This window comes from Pseudomonas sp. NFPP28, assembly GCF_900115535.1.
Taxonomy (GTDB): domain Bacteria; phylum Pseudomonadota; class Gammaproteobacteria; order Pseudomonadales; family Pseudomonadaceae; genus Aquipseudomonas; species Aquipseudomonas extremorientalis.
Map to the genome: position 1 here is coordinate 362,922 of NZ_FOWT01000004.1, position 20,775 is coordinate 383,696.

18 protein-coding genes and 1 pseudogene are annotated in these 20,775 nt (G+C 55.6%); 11 read left to right on the forward strand and 8 right to left on the reverse strand.

Annotation, left to right across the window (positions count from 1 at the left end; all coding sequences use genetic code 11):
* Positions 1–7: 7 nt before the first annotated feature.
* Genes BM110_RS13105 through BM110_RS13135 form a run of 7 tightly spaced genes read left to right on the forward strand, consistent with a single transcriptional unit; the run spans position 8 to position 6,327 of the window.
* Positions 8–1,666: a phage tail-collar fiber domain-containing protein gene (locus BM110_RS13105; RefSeq protein ID WP_093513542.1), complete on the forward strand. Its 1,659-nt coding sequence runs from the start codon at positions 8–10 to the stop codon at positions 1,664–1,666.
* Positions 1,667–1,674: 8 nt separating this feature from the next.
* Positions 1,675–2,382, forward strand: coding sequence for a DUF4376 domain-containing protein (locus tag BM110_RS13110; protein ID WP_093513543.1), 708 nt, complete (start codon positions 1,675–1,677; stop codon positions 2,380–2,382).
* Positions 2,379–3,281 carry a hypothetical protein gene (locus tag BM110_RS13115; protein ID WP_093513544.1) on the forward strand — a complete coding sequence of 301 codons (903 nt, stop codon included), beginning with the start codon at positions 2,379–2,381 and terminating at the stop codon, positions 3,279–3,281. Before BM110_RS13110 ends, BM110_RS13115 begins: the two co-directional genes overlap by 4 nt.
* Positions 3,278–3,811 carry a baseplate complex protein gene (locus tag BM110_RS13120; protein ID WP_093513545.1) on the forward strand — a complete coding sequence of 178 codons (534 nt, stop codon included), beginning with the start codon at positions 3,278–3,280 and terminating at the stop codon, positions 3,809–3,811. Before BM110_RS13115 ends, BM110_RS13120 begins: the two co-directional genes overlap by 4 nt.
* An 11-nt stretch (positions 3,812–3,822) precedes the next feature.
* The gene (locus BM110_RS13125; RefSeq protein ID WP_371914791.1) at positions 3,823–4,500 is read left to right on the forward strand and encodes a hypothetical protein; all 678 of its coding nucleotides are present in this window, start codon (positions 3,823–3,825) and stop codon (positions 4,498–4,500) included.
* Positions 4,485–5,456, forward strand: a complete 972-nt coding sequence (locus tag BM110_RS13130) for a 2-isopropylmalate synthase (protein WP_093513547.1) — start codon at positions 4,485–4,487, stop codon at positions 5,454–5,456. Before BM110_RS13125 ends, BM110_RS13130 begins: the two co-directional genes overlap by 16 nt.
* A 4-nt stretch (positions 5,457–5,460) precedes the next feature.
* Positions 5,461–6,327, forward strand: a complete 867-nt coding sequence (locus BM110_RS13135; protein WP_093513548.1) for a DNA cytosine methyltransferase — start codon at positions 5,461–5,463, stop codon at positions 6,325–6,327.
* A gap of 43 nt (positions 6,328–6,370) precedes the next feature.
* Here BM110_RS13135 and BM110_RS13140 read toward each other — a convergent pair whose 3' ends face one another.
* Entirely contained in the window at positions 6,371–6,679 is a 309-nt protein-coding gene (locus tag BM110_RS13140; protein ID WP_093513549.1) for a hypothetical protein, read from the reverse strand.
* A gap of 509 nt (positions 6,680–7,188) precedes the next feature.
* Here BM110_RS13140 and BM110_RS29350 point away from each other — a divergent pair.
* Entirely contained in the window at positions 7,189–8,250 is a 1,062-nt protein-coding gene (locus BM110_RS29350; RefSeq protein WP_139220332.1) for a hypothetical protein, read from the forward strand.
* A 210-nt stretch (positions 8,251–8,460) separates the two neighbouring features.
* On the opposite strand, the gene BM110_RS13150 is transcribed toward BM110_RS29350, so the two are convergent.
* The 3 genes from BM110_RS13150 to BM110_RS13160 all read right to left on the reverse strand — a co-directional run bounded on the left by BM110_RS13150 (position 8,461) and on the right by BM110_RS13160 (position 10,303).
* Positions 8,461–9,630 carry an ATP-binding protein gene (locus BM110_RS13150; protein ID WP_093513551.1) on the reverse strand — a complete coding sequence of 390 codons (1,170 nt, stop codon included), beginning with the start codon at positions 9,628–9,630 and terminating at the stop codon, positions 8,461–8,463.
* A 124-nt stretch (positions 9,631–9,754) separates the two neighbouring features.
* Complete coding sequence (locus BM110_RS29825) at positions 9,755–10,051, reverse strand: hypothetical protein (RefSeq protein ID WP_093513552.1); 297 nt, start codon at positions 10,049–10,051, stop codon at positions 9,755–9,757.
* A 12-nt stretch (positions 10,052–10,063) separates the two neighbouring features.
* Positions 10,064–10,303 carry a hypothetical protein gene (locus BM110_RS13160; protein WP_093513553.1) on the reverse strand — a complete coding sequence of 80 codons (240 nt, stop codon included), beginning with the start codon at positions 10,301–10,303 and terminating at the stop codon, positions 10,064–10,066.
* A 1,130-nt stretch (positions 10,304–11,433) separates the two neighbouring features.
* On the opposite strand from BM110_RS13160, the pseudogene BM110_RS29830 reads away from it, so the two are divergent.
* The 3 genes and pseudogenes from BM110_RS29830 to BM110_RS13175 form a co-directional block, all read left to right on the forward strand.
* Positions 11,434–11,830 (forward strand): annotated as a pseudogene (locus BM110_RS29830) (integrase); the annotation flags it as partial.
* Positions 11,831–11,986: 156 nt separating this feature from the next.
* Positions 11,987–13,687 (forward strand): AIPR family protein, encoded by a 1,701-nt coding sequence (locus tag BM110_RS13170; protein WP_093513554.1) that lies wholly within the window; start codon positions 11,987–11,989, stop codon positions 13,685–13,687.
* A 1,433-nt stretch (positions 13,688–15,120) separates the two neighbouring features.
* Positions 15,121–15,405, forward strand: coding sequence for a DUF3077 domain-containing protein (locus BM110_RS13175; RefSeq protein ID WP_093513555.1), 285 nt, complete (start codon positions 15,121–15,123; stop codon positions 15,403–15,405).
* Between the two features lie 149 nt (positions 15,406–15,554).
* On the opposite strand, the gene pelG is transcribed toward BM110_RS13175, so the two are convergent.
* The 4 genes from pelG to BM110_RS13195 are packed head-to-tail and all read right to left on the reverse strand — an operon-like array spanning position 15,555 to position 20,770.
* Positions 15,555–16,925, reverse strand: a complete 1,371-nt coding sequence (gene pelG / locus BM110_RS13180) for an exopolysaccharide Pel transporter PelG (RefSeq protein ID WP_093513556.1) — start codon at positions 16,923–16,925, stop codon at positions 15,555–15,557.
* Positions 16,926–18,440 carry a GT4 family glycosyltransferase PelF gene (pelF, locus tag BM110_RS13185; RefSeq protein WP_093513557.1) on the reverse strand — a complete coding sequence of 505 codons (1,515 nt, stop codon included), beginning with the start codon at positions 18,438–18,440 and terminating at the stop codon, positions 16,926–16,928. It abuts the gene before it with no gap.
* On the reverse strand, positions 18,430–19,425 hold the full coding sequence (locus BM110_RS13190; protein WP_071492456.1) for a HEAT repeat domain-containing protein: 996 nt from the start codon (positions 19,423–19,425) through the stop codon (positions 18,430–18,432). Before BM110_RS13190 ends, pelF begins: the two co-directional genes overlap by 11 nt.
* Entirely contained in the window at positions 19,403–20,770 is a 1,368-nt protein-coding gene (locus BM110_RS13195; RefSeq protein ID WP_256575403.1) for a PelD GGDEF domain-containing protein, read from the reverse strand. Before BM110_RS13195 ends, BM110_RS13190 begins: the two co-directional genes overlap by 23 nt.
* Positions 20,771–20,775 lie beyond the last annotated feature (5 nt).

Sequence of the window (20,775 nt, forward strand, 5' to 3'; positions counted from 1 at the left end):
GCCCGCCATGACCGCGAGCATTACCCGCGCCGGCGAACGGCTGATTGCCGAGAAACAGGCCGCCCATGAAGTGCTGCTAGTCCGCCGCTTTGTGCTGGCTCTGGTGCCGAACCTGGACCCGACAAAACCAGTGGACCGAGACGCGCCAAGGCCACCGCCGGGGCAGATCGTGCACACCCAGATCTACACCCAGAAAGGCTTCGTGAACCCTAATCAGGTGGTGTACAGCCTGATGATGGGCAGCGATATCGGCGACTTCGACTGGAACTGGATCGGCTTGGTCAGTGATGAAGATGTGCTGCTGGCCGTGGGGTACGTGCCGGTGCAGCAAAAGCGTAAGAACATCCCGCCGCATCAGATCGGCAACAACGTCACGCGCAACATGCTGCTGGTGTTTGATGGGGCCCAAGAACTGACCGCGGTGACCATCGACGCCAGTACTTGGCAGCATGACTTTACGGTGCGCCTGCGCGACATCGATGAGCGCGAGCGGTTGGCGAATCGGGACGTGTTTGGGCGGGCGTGTTTCTTTGGTGATGGGTTGCAGTTGGTGCAGGTTGAGGGGGCTTACCAGCTCAAGCCTGGGTTGGCGTATGTCGAAGGCCTGCGTATTCATCAGGCAGACGCCCTTCCTGTCGAACCGCCCGAGCTTCCCACCAAGGCGTATCTGGACGTGGCCCTTGTGCGCCAGGAAAACAGCGTGGGCGTGCAGTGGTCAATGGCGTGGGGCGAAGATCTGCCCGATTACAAAGACGTTGCGGGCGTTCAACATTACTGCGTCCCCCTGGCACAGTTGGCCGATTCGCGATCTGTGACGGACTTACGCAATGTAGAGCCGATCAACGGTCCACTGGTACAGCAATTTGCATTTCGAAACGGGGATTACAAAGAGCTGCGCGCACGGGCGACGACCAAGGCTGACGTGGGGCTGGATCAATTGCCCAACGAGAAAAGCGATGACCCGGCAACCAATAGCAGCGAGATCCTGGCCACCACCAAGGCGCTGAACAATCTGGACCAGAAAATCAGCGATTCGTTGGTGGGTATGGTTGCTGCCTTCGACATGCCCACCGCCCCGCCGGGCTGGCTCAAGCGCAACGGCGCCAACGTGTCCCGGACGGTCTTCGCCAAACTATTCGCCGTGATCGGCACGCGTTACGGTGCCGGCGATGGCAGCACCACGTTCAATATCGGCGACAGTCGCGGGCTGTTTGTGCGTGGCCTGGATGAAGGACGTGGGCTGGATGCAGGCCGGGCACTGGGCAGTGATCAGCTCGGTCAAAACGCGGCGCATGATCATGTGGCCAGCGTTGACGCCCAAGGCGCGCACAACCATAGCATCACGATCAGCGCCAATGGCGAGCACGCCCACGCCGCATCCAGCGACGTGCAAGGTGTACACAGCCACCTGACTTGGCCAATCGCTCTAAACATCGCCTCGGGCCAGGGCGGCGGTCACTACTCCGTGGGCGCGTCTCACGGTGCAAATACCTCAGCCGCAGGCGCTCACACACACAACATCAGCGTGGCCAGCGGCGGAAACCACACTCACGACGCAACCACCGGCCAGCAACCCGCGCACACGCACAGTGTGACTATCGCCACATCCGGCGGCGGTGAGGCACGCCCGGTCAACCAGGCGCTGCTCATCTGCATCAAATACTGAGGCCCGACATGCTGACCAAAACCGTGTACCAAACCAACCACCTGGGCCTGTATGTGGGCCCCGTCACCGCCGATGAGTCCCCGCTGGAGCCGGGCGTGTTTCTGATGCCGGGTGGCTGTGTAGAAGTGGCCCCACCCGAGGCGCCTGAAGACAAAATCCAGCACTGGAACGGCAAGCGCTGGCAATTGCTGGACTACTTCAATGGGTTGATCGTCTACCACACCAGTACCCGCGAGCCGCTGACGTTAACCGGCGTAGGACCGATCCCCAACGGCTATACCGTGCTGCGCCCGCAACCAGGGCAGGTATGGAAAAACGGCCGTTGGGTCGACGACCTGGACACAGTGCTGGCTCGGCTGTATCCGCAGAAGCTGGAGATGATCAACAGCCGCTGCGCCGCACTGATCGCCTCCGGTTTTACCTCTGACGCCCTGGGGCAAACTTACCGTTACGACAGCGCGATAGAGGACCAACTGAACCTGACGGGGCTGGTTTTGAGCGGGCTGGACGCGCCTTACCCTTGCTACGGTGATGACGAACAGAAGACCTACCGCGACCATACCGACGATCAACTCTATGCCGTGGGCCTGCACCTGCTCAAGCATAAGCAAACTGCGCTGCAGCACGCCGACGTGTTGAAACGGGCATTGGCAAAAACCCTCACTGATAAAGACTTGGCGACGATGCAGGCCATTGAGTGGGGCGTGCCAGAGTGACCTGGGCGCCAGTGGCCATGCGTTGGCCTGCTCAGGCAACAAAGTGGATGGACGATCTGGGGTCGGCGAAAACGATGGCAGGCACTGAACTGGAAAGCACTGCCAAGCGCCTTGCTGAACTGGATGGTTTGGCGATCACCAACCCAGGCCCGGTTGGGCCCGCTGCAAAAGCTGCCGTCACCGCCGGGCGTGCTGCCATGGCCGGGCAGATGGGGCAGGCGCCCGCCTGCATGGTGATTACGCCGTTTCAAAGCGGTGTTGGACAGGGCCGTGGGTATCAGCGTTTTTTGTCTGCACCGAACCTGTTGCAGTTGCTGGCCGACAAGCTGCTGGATGGCGCTGGCGGTCACGCGTTGGCGTTGATGTTTTTAACCACCCACTATAAGCAGCTGGCTAACGCGCTGGCCCGGTTCAATACCTTGATGCCGATACCGGAGTTGCAGCGCGCCGAGAAGCGAGCACGGTACCTATCTCAGCTTGAGACGGAAAAATGGGAGTTGCCTACCGCCGCCGCGCTACCGAGCTGGGGCACCTTGCCGTTGGAACGCTGCACCATTACCCAGGCGGCGAAGCGTTCGCTGTCGGGGCAGTTGGCCGCACTGGAAAGCTACACGGCGGACAGTTCACCGCTGGCGGACTTGTCTGCGCTTGCTGCCCGTAAGGCAGGGCAAGCGGCGGCGCGGGATCAGCAGTTGAAGGATCTGCAGGTGCAGTTGGCCAATCCAAGGCCGGATACGGCCATGGTCGCCCGCTTGATTGGCCCGGGAAGTGGCGGCGAATTGCGCCGGCAGTTGTTGTCCGACGCAGCGCCCGGCCATGAATGGGTGCTGTGCGCGGGGCTGCTGTTGGTCGGGCCGAAGGATGGGTTGAGCTTCGTGCAGGAGCTGGTGGGCCTATGACGCTGCTGCTCGATGGTCAGAAGATCAACGGCAAATCGTTGAAGGTCACGGCCAACCTGCGGATCGAGAGCGGCGATCTGTCGGGGCAGACCAGCAACACCGACAGCGCGCACAAGGGCTTCAAGCCCAAGGCACTGACGGTTTCACTGTTGATTCCTTATCGCGATCGGCAGCATCTGGTGGAGGTCATGCGCTTGGCGGAAGCCACGGCGAGTGGCGGGCAGCTCAAAACCTATCGGGTGGTCAATGACACGGCCGAGGCGTTCGGCGTACGGCAGGTGATGTTCAGCGACACGATTACCGCGCGGGAGGATGACAGCCTGGCCGCGTGGCGGGTGCAGTTTACGTTGACTGAGCGGTTGTCGAATCCTGAGCGGGTGGAAACGCGTCGGCCTTATAAAGACCTGCAACAGCAAGGCGGCACCGGGGACAGCGTGGCTGCGCCATCGGGAGAACCGGATGCGCCCGAGTTAAGCGGGTTTGAGCGGATCTTGAAGCGCGTGGACGACTATGTGGGGCCCATCTCTTGAAGCCCCATATAATGGTAAGGATAAACGGCCAACCCTTTGACCTGGTACAGCACGATGTCAGGCTGGAGCTGCGCACCCCAGGCCGTGCCAGCTTCACGATCAAATCCCCCACTGCCCAGCGCGGACTGGTGACGCTCGACCTGGGCTACAACGACAAGCCACTTCACCGGCACTTCGTCGGCTATGTAGAGCGCTGCACCACAGCCAATAGCCAGGAACAGGTGCTGTTCTGCCGGGAGGTCGCGGCAGTACTCGACTACCCATTGCCCATGGCCTTGCGGCATGTGGACCTTCGCGCCGTACTGGTCGAGGTCAGCCGCGTGACCGGTCTGCGCTTTCGAGTGCCAGATGCGCCGTACGCACGGGTGCGTGTGCCCTACTTCTATTCCCTGGGCGGCGGCGTTCAAGCCATGGACAGCCTGGCCCAGGTGTTCAACATCCCAGATTTTATCTGGCATCAACAAGGCGACGGCGAGGTGTTCATTGGCAGTTGGGCCGACAGTTACTGGGGCCTGCGCCCGGCGCTGCAACTGCCCGTTGAGCTGTTCGACAGCTGCCAAGGCAACCAAAGCGCCGAGATCGCCGCCCTACCCGGCCTGCGCCCTGGCGCAATGATCAACCACGGTCAGCGCATCACCGCTGTGACGCTGACCGGCACGCAAATGGTGCTCAAGTGGAAGAAGCCGTAACCCGCATTGTCGAAAGGCGCTTCCCGGAATTAGCCGGCGCCTATCACCTTCCCCGTTTTGCCCGGGTGCTGGCCGTTGCCGATCCACCTTTAGAGGCTGGACTGTGTGACGACTTCCGCCCGCGCTATGCCGTCGACCTTGAAGTGCTGGGGCCGGACGGTGAAGTGGATGCTGATCTACCCCATCTGCTGGGCGTTGCGCTGCCCGTTCCCGGCGGCGGTGCCGAGATGGGCTTCTATGGATTCCCCCAGGAAGGCACCGTCGTGGTGGTCAGCTTTGCCTATGGGCTGCCGAACAAGCCGTTCATTTTGCAGATCTTGCCGCATGGGTTGAGCCTGCCCCGGGTGCCGAAGGGGGATCAGGTTTGGCAGCACAGTGAGGCGGTGCAACAGCGGGCCGACGCCGAGGGGAATTGGTTGCGAGTGACAGACGCGACGATTACGGACCGGGCCAGCGAGCGCCAGGTGCAGGCGCTTGAGAATGCAGAACGGTATCAGGTCAGCATCGTGGAGGTGGACGACCACAGTACGGAATCGGTTGGGGGGATAAAGACCGTCGAGGCGTTGGGCGCGTTGAAGTTGCTGTCAGGCGGGTCGGCCAGCCTGGCGGCGGTTGATGACCTGCACATGGCTACCGGGCGGGATTTGAACCTGGTGGTCGGCCAAAAACACAACGCGACCGTTGGCGGTGACATGCGGGAGCGGATCCAGGGCCTGCGCGAAAGTGTGTCGGTCATTGGCCAGCGCCTGGTGGCCGGCAAAACGTGGCTCGGGTCCGAAGGCGTCAACGTGCTGCAGGTGCTGTGCGACCTGATTGACCTGGTGCAGCAGATGAACGCCGCCATCGCCGCGCACAAACACGGCCCGACACCGCCGCCGGATAACGCGGCTGAATTCGCAACACACGCAACCTCTGCCACGGCGCTCGCCGGACAGCTCAACCCCATCACCGAGTAAATGAATGCACCAACCCACCCTTGGCAGCCTGTTCGCAGGCATCGGAGGCTTTGATGTCGGATTTGAAAACGCCGGATACCGCACCGCCTGGCAAGTCGAGCTCAACCCCATCAACCGGGCTGTGCTTGCCGATCGATTTCCCCATGCACGCCAATTTGAAGACGTGCGCGAATGCGGGGCCCGCAACCTGTGCGCCGTCGACGTTATCACCGCCGGCTTCCCCTGCCAGGACATCAGCATCGCCGGCAGCCACGCACCCCGTGGACTGCAAGGCGAGAGAAGCGGGTTGTTTTGGGAAGTCATACGAATCCTCAAGGAAACACAACCTCGCTGGGTGGTCCTTGAGAACGTCGTTAACCTGCTCGCTGTCAACGATAGCCGCGACTTTGAGACAGTCATCCGGGCCCTTGCGGACTGCGGGTATGTGGGATTTTGGCGAGTGCTTAATGCTCAATATTTCGGAGTCCCCCAGCAACGTCGCCGCGTATTCCTGGTCGCGGGTTATAGACGAATGCCCCCCATCCAGCTCCTGGCTGACGCCGCGCCAGTGGACGCAATATCTCCAGCGTCTCAATCGCAGCACTGGCCACGGCCCGCGGATGCCTGGGCTGCCAATACTTTATTGGCAAACAAAGCCGGATCACAGATCGCTATGGGCTGTACCACTTTCGTCGCTGAACCGGACGGATGGGGTCAGATGGTTGAGCGGCAGCGAGAGGCTGAAAATGATGGGCTTTGCCTCGGACTGGATGCGGCCAACCTTGCGGAGGCTTTTGGTGCCGGAAATGCCGTTGTTACGCAGGTGGCGGAGTGGGTTGGGCGGGGGTTGAGGGAGGACAAGCGAACCACAAAACTGCCTTTCAAACGCTGAATTTTAAGCGATGGCGTCCGTTTGAACGGACGCCATTTGAAAACTATGCGTTGTAGGCTGCGTAGTCGCGAGCTCTTTTTTCAACAACTCGCTCAATGGCGATGTTGTTTCCGACTTGGGCGACATAGTCAATGCGCGTGGGTTTAAACTCAATTGCGGCCTCAGTTAGCACGCGAGCGATATCTGCCACTGCATCGCGCTCATCTTGCTGGGTATGGCCCATTTTATTGAATACCCATACCGTGTCTACGCGAGCCAACTTGGTCCAACCCTTGACAGCAAGCAGCTTGTAGAACTCTTCACGTCGAGACTCAGCGTTTACAAGGTCTAGAGAGACCATTACTCGGATCATTCGGTAAATTCCTTTTAGAGATTCTGCGCCGGATATAGCGCCAGTTGTTGGCAATCATGGCGGGCGGATCAAGGCTCCGGCAATAGGAAATATCCTGAATGACCGGGTCACGGAGAAAATAGGCATCTCCCGCATGACGATGTGGACAGACAAGGGCTGATCAAAACCTGAAACGTAACAATGCTCGCCAGAAATTTCTCAGCGGCGCCAATTGGTGCTTTCGCCAATTGCATCGGGAAAACACAGTGCTGCTTCACCATGCGTTTGAAAATGACATCTACCGGCACGCCGCTGTACGGCGCTTCAGCCAAGACTCGGCAATCCTCGCGCGATAGTATGCACGCGTGAATCGCCCCGCTCCCCGCGCAATGAAGGTGAACCAGAGCAACCAGATACAGCCCATGAGTAGCCCAGCGGGTGATGACGGAGAGGGTTGGAAGGGAGGGAAGGCTATGACTCATAGTCAGCTTTCTTGTACATTGAGAGTCCAGTCATTTAGGGATAGACATATGATCAAAAAGCCCACTCCTGCCCCCAAACCTCTTTTGGATGTTCCAAAACTTCTGTCAAACGCGGTGAGTTCGATACAGCTAGGCGTGGAAGACTTTCAAAATAGTCTCGGCCTGACAGGTAATCCATTAAGAGCCCTCTCCGCCGCTCGCAATTTATATGCAGGAGTATTATTACTCTTCAAATATAGAATTGCTTCTTTTGCGAAAAATAGCGAGCAAGCAGCAGAACTAATTTTTGAGACAAAGACGACACTACCAAAACTCAATGATAAAAACGAAATACATTGGCAACCGAACAAACCAAACCCAAACAAAACAATAGATGTAAATGCGATAAAAGATAGGTTTGAAAGCTTACAAATATCCACAAACTGGAAATCCATCGACACACTTAAAAGATGCCGAAATGCACTAGAGCATCTTCACCCTGAGCACTCCACTGGCGAAATCACGAACTTTCTTGCAAATCTATTCCCTTTACTTCAAGATTTTATAAAAAACGAACTTAATGAGAAGCCTTTAGATCTTTTGGGTGACGCATGGGAGGTGATGCTAAAACATCATGAGTTCCACGCAAGCAACATCACAGAATCACGGAATAAATGGTTGAAAGCGGGCTTCCCAGAAACCGCACTAGAACTATTAGGAACGGCTCAGTGTGAATGTTGTGGCTCTTTGCTTTTAGAACCACATGAAGAAGACACCGAACGGGCATTACCCATCGGTACGACCGAGTTTAGATATAGCTGTATTGCATGTCATCACGACAGTTCGATCACTGAGCTAATTGAAAGCGAGTTTTCACTAGCAAACAATTATTCATTTGACTATACCGATGACTCCTATTGTACAGCTGATTCAGAGTGTGGCGCCTGCGCTTTCCATTTATTTTCTAGAGACGAAGGCTTTTGTATTTGGTGTGGGCACACGGAAACCATTCCTGTTTGTTCTGAATGCAACACTACTCTTAGAGACTATGAAGCCGAACACGGACGATTGTGTGATCGCTGCCAACAAGACATGGACCACTATGAAGAGTATGAGGCGAGTATTAGATAACCGCTTGGCAAACGGCCTCTGCAACTAATGGCTAACAGCGCGGCACCAAACATATGAGACACTCTCTGAATTCGTTAAATATTTTGATTCGCATGCCTCCTGGGTTGAGCGCCGCCCCTTTTATAGATTTTCGCTGGTGATCAATAGCCTTCTTGAAAACCCCGACCGAAGCCAAGGAATTCATTTTTGTTCATATGCATTGCCGTAGCCCTACCCCTGTCGGCGCATGTATTCCGCGAAAAGTGGAACTGTAAAATCGAGATATCCGTGATCAGTGCTGTAAATCATCCCCTTCGCGATGATGTTGGATCGCGTAGGACCAAGTGAGCGCTGGGTTCGGCCCATTGCGTTAGCAATATCCGCCATAGCGTAGGGCCCATCTCCCAACTCGGACATTGCTTTCACAAACAGAATCTCGGCCTTTGTCAGCCGATCTAGTCGAACCTTGAAGAAACCCGCATCAAGCAAGGCTACGGTCTCGGTATATGACTGATTTACATCTTCGAGATTAATTTCTGGCCCCTCCGTGCTGTCCCAAGTAACAGAAGCCCATTCTTGAAGAAAGAAGGGGTAACCGGCTGTGCGCTCGACAATGGCTTCAAGTGCATCTTCGGTTATCGAAGCCTCCTCCTCTATCAAAGGTTTCTTGACCGCTGACGCGGCATCTGGTGCATCTAGGGCACCAATAGCGGGATAAAGAAATAGTCGCTCGGCGTAGGATTTTGCCTCTCCAGCAAGACGTGCAACTTGGGGAAGACCTGCGCCAACAAGAAGAACTGGTAATCTTTCTTGAGACATATGATGAATGGCTACAATCAGTGCAGATAGGTCTTTCTCTGAAAGATACTGCACTTCATCTATGAGAAGAATCCAACCCTTACCCGCGGCTTTCGCGGCCTTTCCGATAACGGCAAATAGGGCAGGTAGATCGTGCTCTAGGTCTCCACTATCGGCCAATCCAGGTTCTGGTTCTGGCTCAACACCGATCTCAACACCTGCGACTTCAATTTTAAAAATCGCCGCGAAACTCCGCAGGCCTCGCAATCCTTGAGCCGCGAGATTCTTTGCAGCCTCAACCCCTGATAAGGAACGCATGACCCGTCTCATTTCAGGGTAGAGCAGTCGCGCCAAGCTTACAGTTTCTGGCGACTCCACCTTAGATACAAGGAGACCTTCTTCCTCAGCAATTTTTCCAATTTCATTCAGCAATACTGTTTTACCGGTTCCCCTTAACCCTAGCAGCATTATCGACCGAGCGCTGCGTCCCAAGATCGCCCGGCCGCAAGAGATTCTCGCGCTCTCCAAAACCTTGTCGCGCCCTGCCAGTTCGGGTGGCCTGCTTCCCGCCCCAGGAGCGAAGGGATTACGATACGGGTCCATTCAAAATCTCCACATCTATCAATGCCTACCAAAGACTATCAATGACTAACAAAAATTACTAGTCTTTAATAGGCTTTAGTAGAAATGTGCTTTCGCCCCTCTGTCACGTCTAGATTGGTTTTAGCTATCCTAGACGGCACCACCAAGATTGCGCGTACGCGCACCCATCCAGATACTCGATTCCACTCAGGACAAACCCCGTGGGTGCCATCCCGGATAAAGTTGCATCCAGCAGGAGAGGAAGCGGATCGGGCTCAAGCGGCATCCCCTTAGAGACCCTGGCCACATTTGAGCTACGCCCCAGCTCATTCGCTACCTGCGGGGCGACAAGTACATCTCCTCTGATCGCCGGATAGCGCCGCCTTTCATGCGGACTCAAAGCAACACCCTTGCACCGCATAGGTGTGATCAGCATATGCATAGAAAGCCCTGTCTATTGATTACCCGACTCATCCAGAAATGCTTCCACTGCATATTCCAAAGCGCCATCAGCTCGCTCAAGCAAGTCACTGAGACCTTCCCCGTCAATAAGCTGCAACCTGTTCAACGCATAAGCCTGTTTCACCAGCACCTTATGATGGGAACTTGGATTCCTCAGCAGCGCGGCTTCGTCTCGAAAAAAAGTCTCCCAGATTTGGACCGTCCACACCGAGGGTAAATCACCAATGTCCATCGTCATCACCTCAACAAGCACTGTATGCACAGCCAGTATATTGCTGACCTATTCTGCCGTGGTGAACATCCGACGAAATGATAGCGGAGAGCCTCAACAGGTAACCGAGCGAAAAAGATTTGAACCTAAAAGCACTTTTCCCCCTCCCGCCGACGGGGCGTGTGTGGGGCATTTCACGAAAGCGCCCCCCCAGAAATGACAGCTCCGAAGCAATGGAAACCAAGCCTAAACTGGGGTAAGGATGGATTTCACACCGTGAAATATCACGAAGCCACGCGAAGCCTAAAGCACGAAAAGTGTCCACAAAGTGTCCACATCAAACGGGAAAATAGGCCTCACATTTCCCATATATGACAGAAAACCATGGACCCCAAGCTCTTCCCCAATGGATACTGGCCTTCTGTTTGGACTTGTAATCAGTAGGTCCCGGGTTCGACTCCTGGTGCCGGCACCATATCTCGAAGCCCCGCAATGCGGGGCTTTGTGGTTTCTGGGGTTTGGGAAACACTGAAAATCTATACTGCGGTTTTCGGGAAAACGTCCACAAAATGCCCGAGCTCAAAAAAACACAGCCCGCATTTCTCCAAACTTCCCTTCTTTTTGTTTGCCTCGTGAGTGAGCTCAAGGCCGATTTTTATCGCAGCCTCCAACAAATCTTCTGACTCACAGAAACCATGTGGATCTGTAGTCCCTTCGAAAAGTGATCCACCGGTGGCGACATCTAATCTCACGCTGGCAGCCAATGAAAATAGGGGTCAGAGCATGGTTTCAATAATGGTGGTCTGACCCCTGTTTCCTCTGACCCCTGTTTCCTCCAGCCCAGGGAATGGACTGCACCTGACTGACAGTCAGGCATGCCCCGATCATCGCATCACTGCTTTCACCCGACTCAGGATCTCGCGGCACCGGTCTCGTCAGCCAGTGCAGCCTCCACCCGCCCACTTCTGCGGAAGTGCTTAGGAGGCCAGATCATGAGATGCCCAAGCTCAGGGTCGTAAAGAGCCGCCAGTCCCGCGTTAGTGGACAACCCTCACAGGTCGCAGGGGCCTTGATCCCTGATAACACTCAACATTCTTGGCGGGATGACGTGAGGAAGGTTTAAAAGTTTTGGCTTCGAGAGGAGCTCGATCATGACATTAGTCGGTAGATGCGATGGGGCAATTTTAGCTACGGCCGGCAATTGAGCTATGCCGGGCCGCACGCGATGAAAGATCTGTTTGGCGGTGGGCATTACGGGACGGTCAAAGCGCACAGTGATCGCTGGCAGGCATTTGTACGCTGCTGTCACTCGGAAGATGGGCCAGGGTTTGACGATGCGCGGCAGATTAATCGGCAGACTTTGCTGGATTACGCCGGACATTTACGCTATTGCCACCGCGCAAAACCGGTTGCTCAGTGTGAACCGAACCATGGCCGCGCTTCACGGTAACCCGTATGTGAAAGTACCGAGTCCGAGCAAGGTGCTGGGAATTCGGCGCACCAGTGTTCGTCGTTCAGTGCCACAAGGCCAAGACCGCAAACAGGTGAATAGCCTGACTATGGCTCCACGCCCGAGAGCTCTGCCGGGCATAACGATCGCCTCGCTTAGGCGTAGCAAAACCTTTCACCATGCAGTAGCATTTTGCCATGTCGCGGAGTACCTCACCCCGCATCTTTTAAGTTCTATAATGGAAAGAAGAGCGCATGAAGGATCAAATTCTAGGCGGGTACATCGAAAACTTCAAAAAAACCAACAGTCTTGAAAAATTAGATGAAGCAGTTCTGTTTGAACATTTCGTTAATTTTTGTATCGTCTCCAAGCAGTACCCTAGAGACTTTGAATATAGCTCGATACATGTCGGCGGTTCGAATGATATCGGCTTAGATGGTGCGGCGTTTCTCGTCAACGGAAACATAATAAGAAACCAAGAAGACATTCCTTACTTTCTAGATAAAAACGGATACCTAGATGTATCCTTTACATTTATACAAACAAAAAAATCACCAAAATTCAATGGCGACCAAATAGGCAACTTAATATTTGGGATAAAAAGTTTTTTTGACTCGACCCCCGCAATACCAGAAAATGATGAGATAAAAAATCTTAGATCAATCAAAGAAGAAATCTATCGCAGCTCATTAAACTTTCAAGACGCGCCCGTCTTGGATCTATATTTTGTGACTACTGGCGAATGGAATAGTCCAGAGCAGATTACTGGACGCGTGAAAAGGGAGCTAAAAGAGCTTGAAAATAATAGCTTATTCTCTAGCATCAAATTCAACTTTATTGATGCAGCCATCCTAAAACAAATATACCGAGAAATAAACAGAAAAACTATAAAAGAAATAGAGTTCAGCAATCATGTATCTTTGCCGGAAATACCAGGTGCGCGGCAAGCTTGGATTGGCAGCATAAGGGCAAAAGATTACGTTACTCTTATATCAGACTCAGAAGGAAAACTTCAAAAGTACTTATTCGAAGATAACGTTCGAGATTTTCAAGGCGGCAACAAAGTAAATGCCGGAATAAAATCAACCATCTCAAACCAGGCCGACCAAGGTAATCTTCCGGTATTCAATAACGGCGTAACGATTATATCCAAAAAAGTAGATCTAATTAACAAAAAGGCAAAACTTACTGACTTCCAGATAGTAAATGGATGCCAAACCAGTTATGTGCTACACGAAAATTCCAAAGACTTACTAGACGACACGCATATTGTCATTAAAATCATCGAAACGACTGATTATGAGTTTGCTAGCAAAGTAGTCAAAGCGACTAATCGTCAGACTGAAGTTAGGGATGAAGCTTTTGAATCACTTTCGCAGTTCCACCGCGATCTCGAAGAATTTTACAAAGCCAAATCTCACTCTACAAAAAATCCTATCTACTATGAACGACGTTCTAAACAATATGGCGGAGAGCCTACTGTCCAGTCGAGCCAAATTGTAACTCTCCCCATACAGATAGCCGCGTATGTTGCTGCCCAGTTTGCACAACCACAAAGCACTCATCGTTACTACGGCGAGCTTTTGAACAGCAACAGAACCAAGATGTTCAAGCAAAATGAAAAATTTGAGCCATACTATATTTCTGCTCTAATACTAAAAAGGGCAGAGAATCTTTTCAAACTAGAAACACTCCACGGCGATTTGCGCCAACTAAAATATCATCTCGTATATTTAGTTTATCAATTTTACGAAAAGAAACGCAAGCTCCTGAAAGGGTATGATTACTCCGACATGATTGAAGAACTAGACAACTCTGATATCTATATACCCACACTCCAAGCTGCTGCGGAATCAATAAAAAAGACGATGACCTCTTTGAAAATACAAGGACATGAGGCCGCACGGAGCAAAATTTTTACCGATAGGATACGAGAAGATCTCGAAACTATATAGACGGTTACTTTTTATGTGGCACGAGATAATGTGCCACAGACATTTTCAAATCACCACGTGCGGCTCAATTTTTTAAGGATTAGCCGCCACCTTAAGACTATGAATTATAGTCTGCAAATTACACAAGCAGATACTTAGAGAGCAAGGAGAGGAATTGTCTTCCCCCCGTCTATTCAAGAAAGTAAATGGTGCAAGTTCTCCAAACCAAAACTGCAAAATTCAACAGATATCCTGACTGATGCTCCGACGCGCTCTATCGACACAGATCCTATATAGAGAAAAATTGTGTTTTTTTAGCAGTATCATTCCGATCCAGTTCGGACCCACTAATGGCCATCTTCATCAGATGTGCTTTACAGGCAACAAACAATACGAAAATCTTCATAACAAGATGAGTGTATTAAATGTCGCACTCTGGGAGCATCGCTATATTAAGTAGATAAATACATTAAGAATCTCAACACCCGAATTCGATTCCACTGAATGCCACAACTAGCTAATTTATTTATAGCTACTAGTTGGGGTACGCCAAATTTTCCATCAAGTTCCAGACCCGCAGAAAACCTAGTCCCGCCGACCATTACCGTTCGTCTGGTGCCGCACCATATCTCGAAGCCCCGCAATGCGGGGCTTTGTGGTTTCTGGGATTTGGGAAACACTGAAAATCTATACTGCGGTTTTCGGGAAAACGTCCACACTCAAAAAAGCACAGCCCGCATTCCCCCAAAATCCCCTTCTTGTTGCTTGCCTCGTCAGTCTGCTCACGGCCGACCTTCATCGCAGCCCCCAACAAATCCCCTGCCTCACAAAAACCATCTGAACCTGTAGTCCCTTCGAAAAGCGATCCTACGGTGGTGACATCCACACTCCCGCTGTCAGCCAACTGATGGAAACGGACAACCTGTTTAGCTTCATTCGGCGCCCCCCCACCAACACCACACGGACGCTCTCACCCCCACAGGTCCCCATGCTCAGTAGAAAAAAACAGACCTCCCCTGGGCGCTGAACGCCTTCCTCTGTACCAACCCCCCGATCTCGACGTTTATTCCAAATTATGAACTGCCAATAATTATGACCCAGCCATAAAAACAATAATTTCAGTAGCAACCTACACACCCTAATGAGGGCCTGAAAATCATCCCATCAATATTCCTGATTGCTCCCCACGTCCCACCACGCTACGCTCCGTTCCATCGCTGCCAATTCAGCGATCGGGCCTGAGAACCCGGCAAGATGCAGGCGCACCAAGCGCCCCAAAACCCGATTTGCAGGCGTTTTTTTTCGCCCACCATTTCGTGCAATGGCGGCTGTGCGTGGGAGACCTTCGGGTCTGCCGGGTTCCTGTATCTCCGGTTTCTCAGCCTGCGCACAGCTGCCACCCATTCGCCTGAGAACGAACGTGGTAGTTCTCACCAGATATGGGAGTTTTACCAATGACCGCTACAAGTCCGTCTGCGTTAACCACCCTCGGCGTCACCCCCTTCTCCTTTCACTCCGACCAACCTCTGTTCCGCGTCAATGGCGGTGTTTCCCTGCATGAAGCCTTGCACCATGTTTCCGACCTGCTCCATGTCGCCAAGCTGCTCGCAGAAGAGGCGGCTATGACACGGGAGACGGACCGTTATGCCTGGGCTTCGCATTATTTGCAGGAGATGAGCAAGGCGGTGATTGATGATGTGGTGAAGGTGTTGGAGTCACCCGGCAATAGCGCGCAGTAGACCTCACTGAAAAGGCCTGTCCTCGCCATGGTGCAGTCCAACTTGTGGCGAGGTTCGTTATCGCTCTCTATAAAGCCCCATTCAGCCCCCAACAAAAAAGGCACTTGCCGCGAACGCCAAGTGCCTTTCTCACACCACCTGAAACCCAATCACCGCGCCAACATAAACGTCTCATACTCCAGATCTTCCAGCGCCGACGATAGCCGCGCCAGCCCCAGCAGTACACACACCAGCAACGACAACGTAAACCCGTAGCCGAAGAAACTGGGCCCCAGGTGCATGCTGAGCAGGGTCAGGGCTGCGTTGAGTACGGCAAACAGTACGCACAGTTCCAGGACCACGCGGCGTTTGTCGAGGTAGAAGAACACGTTGAGCAACGCCATGAAGACCACCTGAATGCTCACGCCGATCAAGTCGATGTAGAACAGTGGCAGGTAGTAGCTGGAGATGCCGATCCATTCCAGCAGGCGCGGGGCGAAGAGGAACAGCAGCACCACGGTCAGGCCTTGGACTTTGCAGATTTCCAGCAGGCCCTGGCGGATGGAGAGGGTCATCTCGGTTTTCAGCGAGCCGATGTGCTGCAAGGTCTCGCCATCGCGGATGGCACGGAACAAGCGGTCGTACCACTCGGCAAAGTCGGTCTCGATACGCACCAGGAAAACGGCCATGCCGGGGATGATCGCCAAGTAAGCGATGAAGATCGGCATGTCGTACAGGATCGAGGCGCGCAGCGGGCCTATGACTTCGTTGGAAGTGCCTGGGTTGAACCAGAACAGGATTTTGTCGACCCAGATGCCGAAGTTGTAGAAGAACCCGGTCACCAGCAGGCTGAGGAACACGTTGCGACGATTGAGAAAATCAAACGCAATCATTTTCTCGGCACGGTACTCGCGCAGGATGTCGTACAGGTACAGGAACAACAGGCTGCCGTGCCCGATCAACAGCGCCAGCAACAGGCCGGGCATCTTCAGAAAGCTCAGCAGGTAGGCGCACGCGACCATCAGCGAGTAACCCACCATCATCACCAGCAGGATGCGGTTGTATTTCTTCATCCCCGAGAGAAAGATGATCACCAGCCACAGGTTGCACAGCACCACGAAGTTCGACAGCACCAGCACGCGGTAGACCAGCGGTTGATCGAACAGTAGCGCCAGCACGATAACCCCCAGCACCCCGGCACCGACCGTCACCATCAACAATATGCCCAGCAGGTTGGGCAGGATCTGCTCGTAGTTGTGCTCGAACAACTGGTCGGACACGAAGCGGGTGAAGAACAACTGCAGGCCACCGGTCAGGATCAATGAGCTGGCCATCAGGTACGTCACCGTGACCAGAAACTGCCCCACCAATGAGTTGGGCAACAGCAGGCCCAGGCTGATGATGCCCACCAGCATTACGCTGATGATCGACAGCACCCACGGGCCGGAGCTGATCAGGCCTGCATACACATAGGCGTGCAAGGTGGCGGTGTATGAGTCGCGCGAGAGGATCTTGCGCAGTTCGAAGCCAATACCGGCCATTTAACTATTCTCCATGGCGGCCTGGTACAGGTCGCGGTAGCGCTGCAGCATCAGGGCTTCGGTGTAGTAACGGTTGACCCGCAGCAAGCCGGCGGCCTGTGCAGCCTGCCAGCGCTCGGGGCTGCGCAGCAGTTCCAGGATCGCGGCGGACGTCGCCTGTGGGTCGGCAATCGCCACCACCTTGCCCGCCACGCCCAGGTCGCGGTCTTCGGCGCTGCCGCCTTCGATCAGTTCGCGGCATGAGCCGACGTCGCTGCTGACGACCGGCGTACCGGCAGCCCAGGCTTCGAGGATCACCAAGGGTTGTGCTTCGCTGATCGAGGTCAGCACCATCAGGCCAAGCTTGGGCAAGATGTCCTGGATGCGCTGGAAACCCAGGAAGTGCACTTTGCCTTCAAGCCCCAGGCTCGCCATCAGGCTGCGGCATTCGCTTACGTATTCCGGGTCTTCTTCCTCGGGGCCGACAATCCAGCCTTCGGCATGCGGCATGGCGCTGATCACGCCGCGCATGGCACGCAGGAACGTTTTCACGTCCTTGATCGGCACCACGCGCCCGATCAACCCGACCACCGGTGCAATGCCCGGCTCACGGGTTTCCATGGCGCGGGCCCACTGCGACAGGTCGATGCCATTGGCGATCAATGCCGTGCGGCTCGGATCGGCACCGTCCTTGATCTGACGCTGACGGTTGCCGTCATACAAGGCAATGATCTTGTCGGCGCTGTTGTAGGCCAGTTGGCCGATCCGTTCGAAGTAGCGCACCCACAGGGTCCGGATATACCCCGAGCCCCCGTCGAGGCTGCGGTTGAGCGCCTGCCCGGAGGTTTCGGCAATCCAGGTGGCCTGGGCCAGATCGATCTTGCGCTCCTTGGTATAAATACCGTGTTCGCTCAGCAGGTAAGTGCATTTCCAGCGGTGCTTGAGGATGCAGCCCAGCAGCCCGGCGTAACCGGTGGAAATCGAGTGCAGCACCCGCGCTGGCGGCATCTTGCGCGAGGCCTCGGCGAGCATCAGCAACGGCGACTGCAACGAACGCAGGGTCCAGAAATAGTTGACGAAAGATGGGTCGGCGCAGTGCTGGCGGTAGCCTTCGCTGAGGGTTTCCCAACTGGCACGGCTGCGCAGTACATCATCCAGGGTCATATGGCCCTCGGCGATGCAATTGAGCAGGCGCTCACCCAGCTCCCGCTCGGGCGGGTCCGGGTGGTGCAAAAAGCGATACAGGTCGGCCAACTGCTGTGGGTCGGCATCGCGCGGCGTGCCACGGGTATCGGCGGGGTGCGTCGCGTCTTCGAGGAACACCTCTTCGATGTGCACCACGTTCACCGGCACTTCATAACGCCGCGAGGTGTACGCCGAGCGCTGACCACCGATGAACATCACCGAAAAAGTCAGCTCCGGCAGGCCGAGGATCATCTGGTGAATCCAGCTCGATACGCCGCCGCGCACGTAAGGCCATGTGCCTTCCAGCAGCAGGCAGATGTCGGCCGTCGGGGTGGCTTCCTTATGATTCATTCCAGCTCCTCACCAACTCAGCAAAGGGTGGCCGCTGACGGGTTTCTTCCGGCAGCCTGGCGAGCAGCCCGGGGATTTCGTGATAGCGACCCGCTTCAAACGCCAGCTCGGCATGGAAAGGCAGTAACTGAGCCTCACCCAGACCGTTTCGCTCAGCCTCGTGCAAGAGGGCCTCGGCTCGCTCGTTTTCACCGCGCTCCAGGGCAATACGGCCGGCCAGCAGCAACAGCTCACCGCCCTCACCGGCCGCCAGACCTTGCTCGGCATGCTCGCTGGCCTGGTTCAGCACGTGTTCGAGCACACTGCCTTGGGCCAGGCCGAGGTAGGCCAATTCCCAATACCATCGCGCCAGCATGCTGTGCACCGGGCCGGCAGTTCGGGGGCTGACGCCGGCCAACTGTTCCAACGCCATCTGAATGTGCAGGTTGATGTCACTTTCCTGCTTGTCGAGCATCGAGTACGCCAGGAGACGCACGTCATCACTGGGGTCACCCAAGGCCAGCTTGAGGATGGGTACCGCGTCCTTGCCAGGCATGCGGCGAGTCGCCAGCAAAGCGGCCAGACGCTGATCGGGATCGGGCGCGTGGCGCAGCACGTCCTGCAAACCGCCATCGGCGAAAATCGGCGTGCGTGTCTGGGCCTGCGCACGGAACGGCAGGCTTGGGATCCCCACCGATCGCCACGCCTGCTGGTCGCGTTTACGCGGCAGGTACAGCGCCGGGAAGATCGACGCAACCACGCCCAGGGTGCCGATCACCGGCACAAAGAACGCCAGGCTGAAAATGAACAGTGGGCTCCACGGCAAAGGCGCCCGGTAGCGCGCCGGCAACAGCAACCATACGGCGCCGCACAGCATCAGGCAGGCCAAGCCATGGCTGAAGGTGAACACCAGCAGTTGGTGCATCTGTGGCGCATCGAGCCACAGACTGGCCCAACTGCCCGCCTCCAGCAGCACGGCGCCGCTAAACAGCCACTTGCTGATCATTCAGGCCACACTCGTTGTAGAGGAAGTTACGCAGCCCGTTGCGATCACAGCCAGGCTCCAGGTTGAAAGGCATGGCCCGCACACCCAGGCTGTCCAGGTCCGTGTCGATACCAAAGTGCTCGTGCAACAGCATGCCAATCCGCGCCAGGTAGCCTTCGGTACCTTCCGGGCTGGTCAACGGCAACAGCACCAGCAGCAGGCGATGTTCGCGGTTGTTGCGCACCGCCAGGTGCAAGTCCAGGCCACGTTGGCTGCGCTCCATCAGACGCGACAGTTCCTCGTTGGCGCGCGTCATCTCGAACGCGAACAACCCGGCGGGCAATGTGTGCTGTTCCACGTCCACCAACGACCGCTTGAGCTGCAACGAAAACTGCTGGGCGTGCGCATCGGGCAGGCTCAGCACTTGCGGATCGCGGCGCAACAGGTCGGCAATGTGGCCGGCCAGCAGCGACAAGAGGCTCAAGGTGCGGTCCTGGAACGCAAAGAACGGCATTTGCCGAACCGCCAGGATCGCCAGCAAGCGGCCTTCGGCATCGATCAACGGGATGCAGGCCTGCAGCGCGGAAAACTGCGCGGCGTTACCGGCGTCGATCAGTTCCTGGCGTACGCTCACCAGTTCGCCGCGCTCCAGGCATAGCCGGATCAAACCGTCATCGGTTTCCAGCAGCCCCATCACGCCGATCATCGCCAAGGCCTGGGGCAGTAGGTTTTTCTCGCTGTCGTCGACGCGGTACAAACCCGCCACGCGCAATGCACCGTATTGGCCGAGCATCGCCACGATCGGCTCGGCCAGCTCGCTCAATGCGTCGCCTTCGACCGGCATGCCGCGCAGTTTTTCACGCAGGCCCAGCAACGAGCTGCGCAGGCTCTGGTCACTGCCGGCCACGCGCTGCTCCAGCAGGTCATGGGACACCCGCAGGATCTGGTGGGCACGGGTGAATTCGTCGAGGCGGTACTGACGGTATTCGTTAGCCATCTGCAGACGCTCCAGGCGGCGCACCCACAGGTCGCGAACCTCACCCACCAGCATCCCGCACACCAGCACACCGACGATGAACGAGGGCTCAAGCTGGGTATAACCTGCATGCCCGGTGTAGCGCAGGGCAAACAGCGCCGCCACCAGCAGCACGGCGCTGAACAGGCCGCGCACAAAACCGTAACGCACACCCAACAGCAGTGGCGCCAGGATTGGCCAGGGGAAACCACCGTGCATTTGCAACGGGTCTTCGGGAGTCAGCCAGAAGCCGAGGCCAATGGCCAAGCCCGTTACCAGGAGTGTTTCCAGCCAAGACACCGGCCCGCTGGCGCGAGGCGCCAGGCTGTAATCCATGTGTGGAGAATTCATTGCGT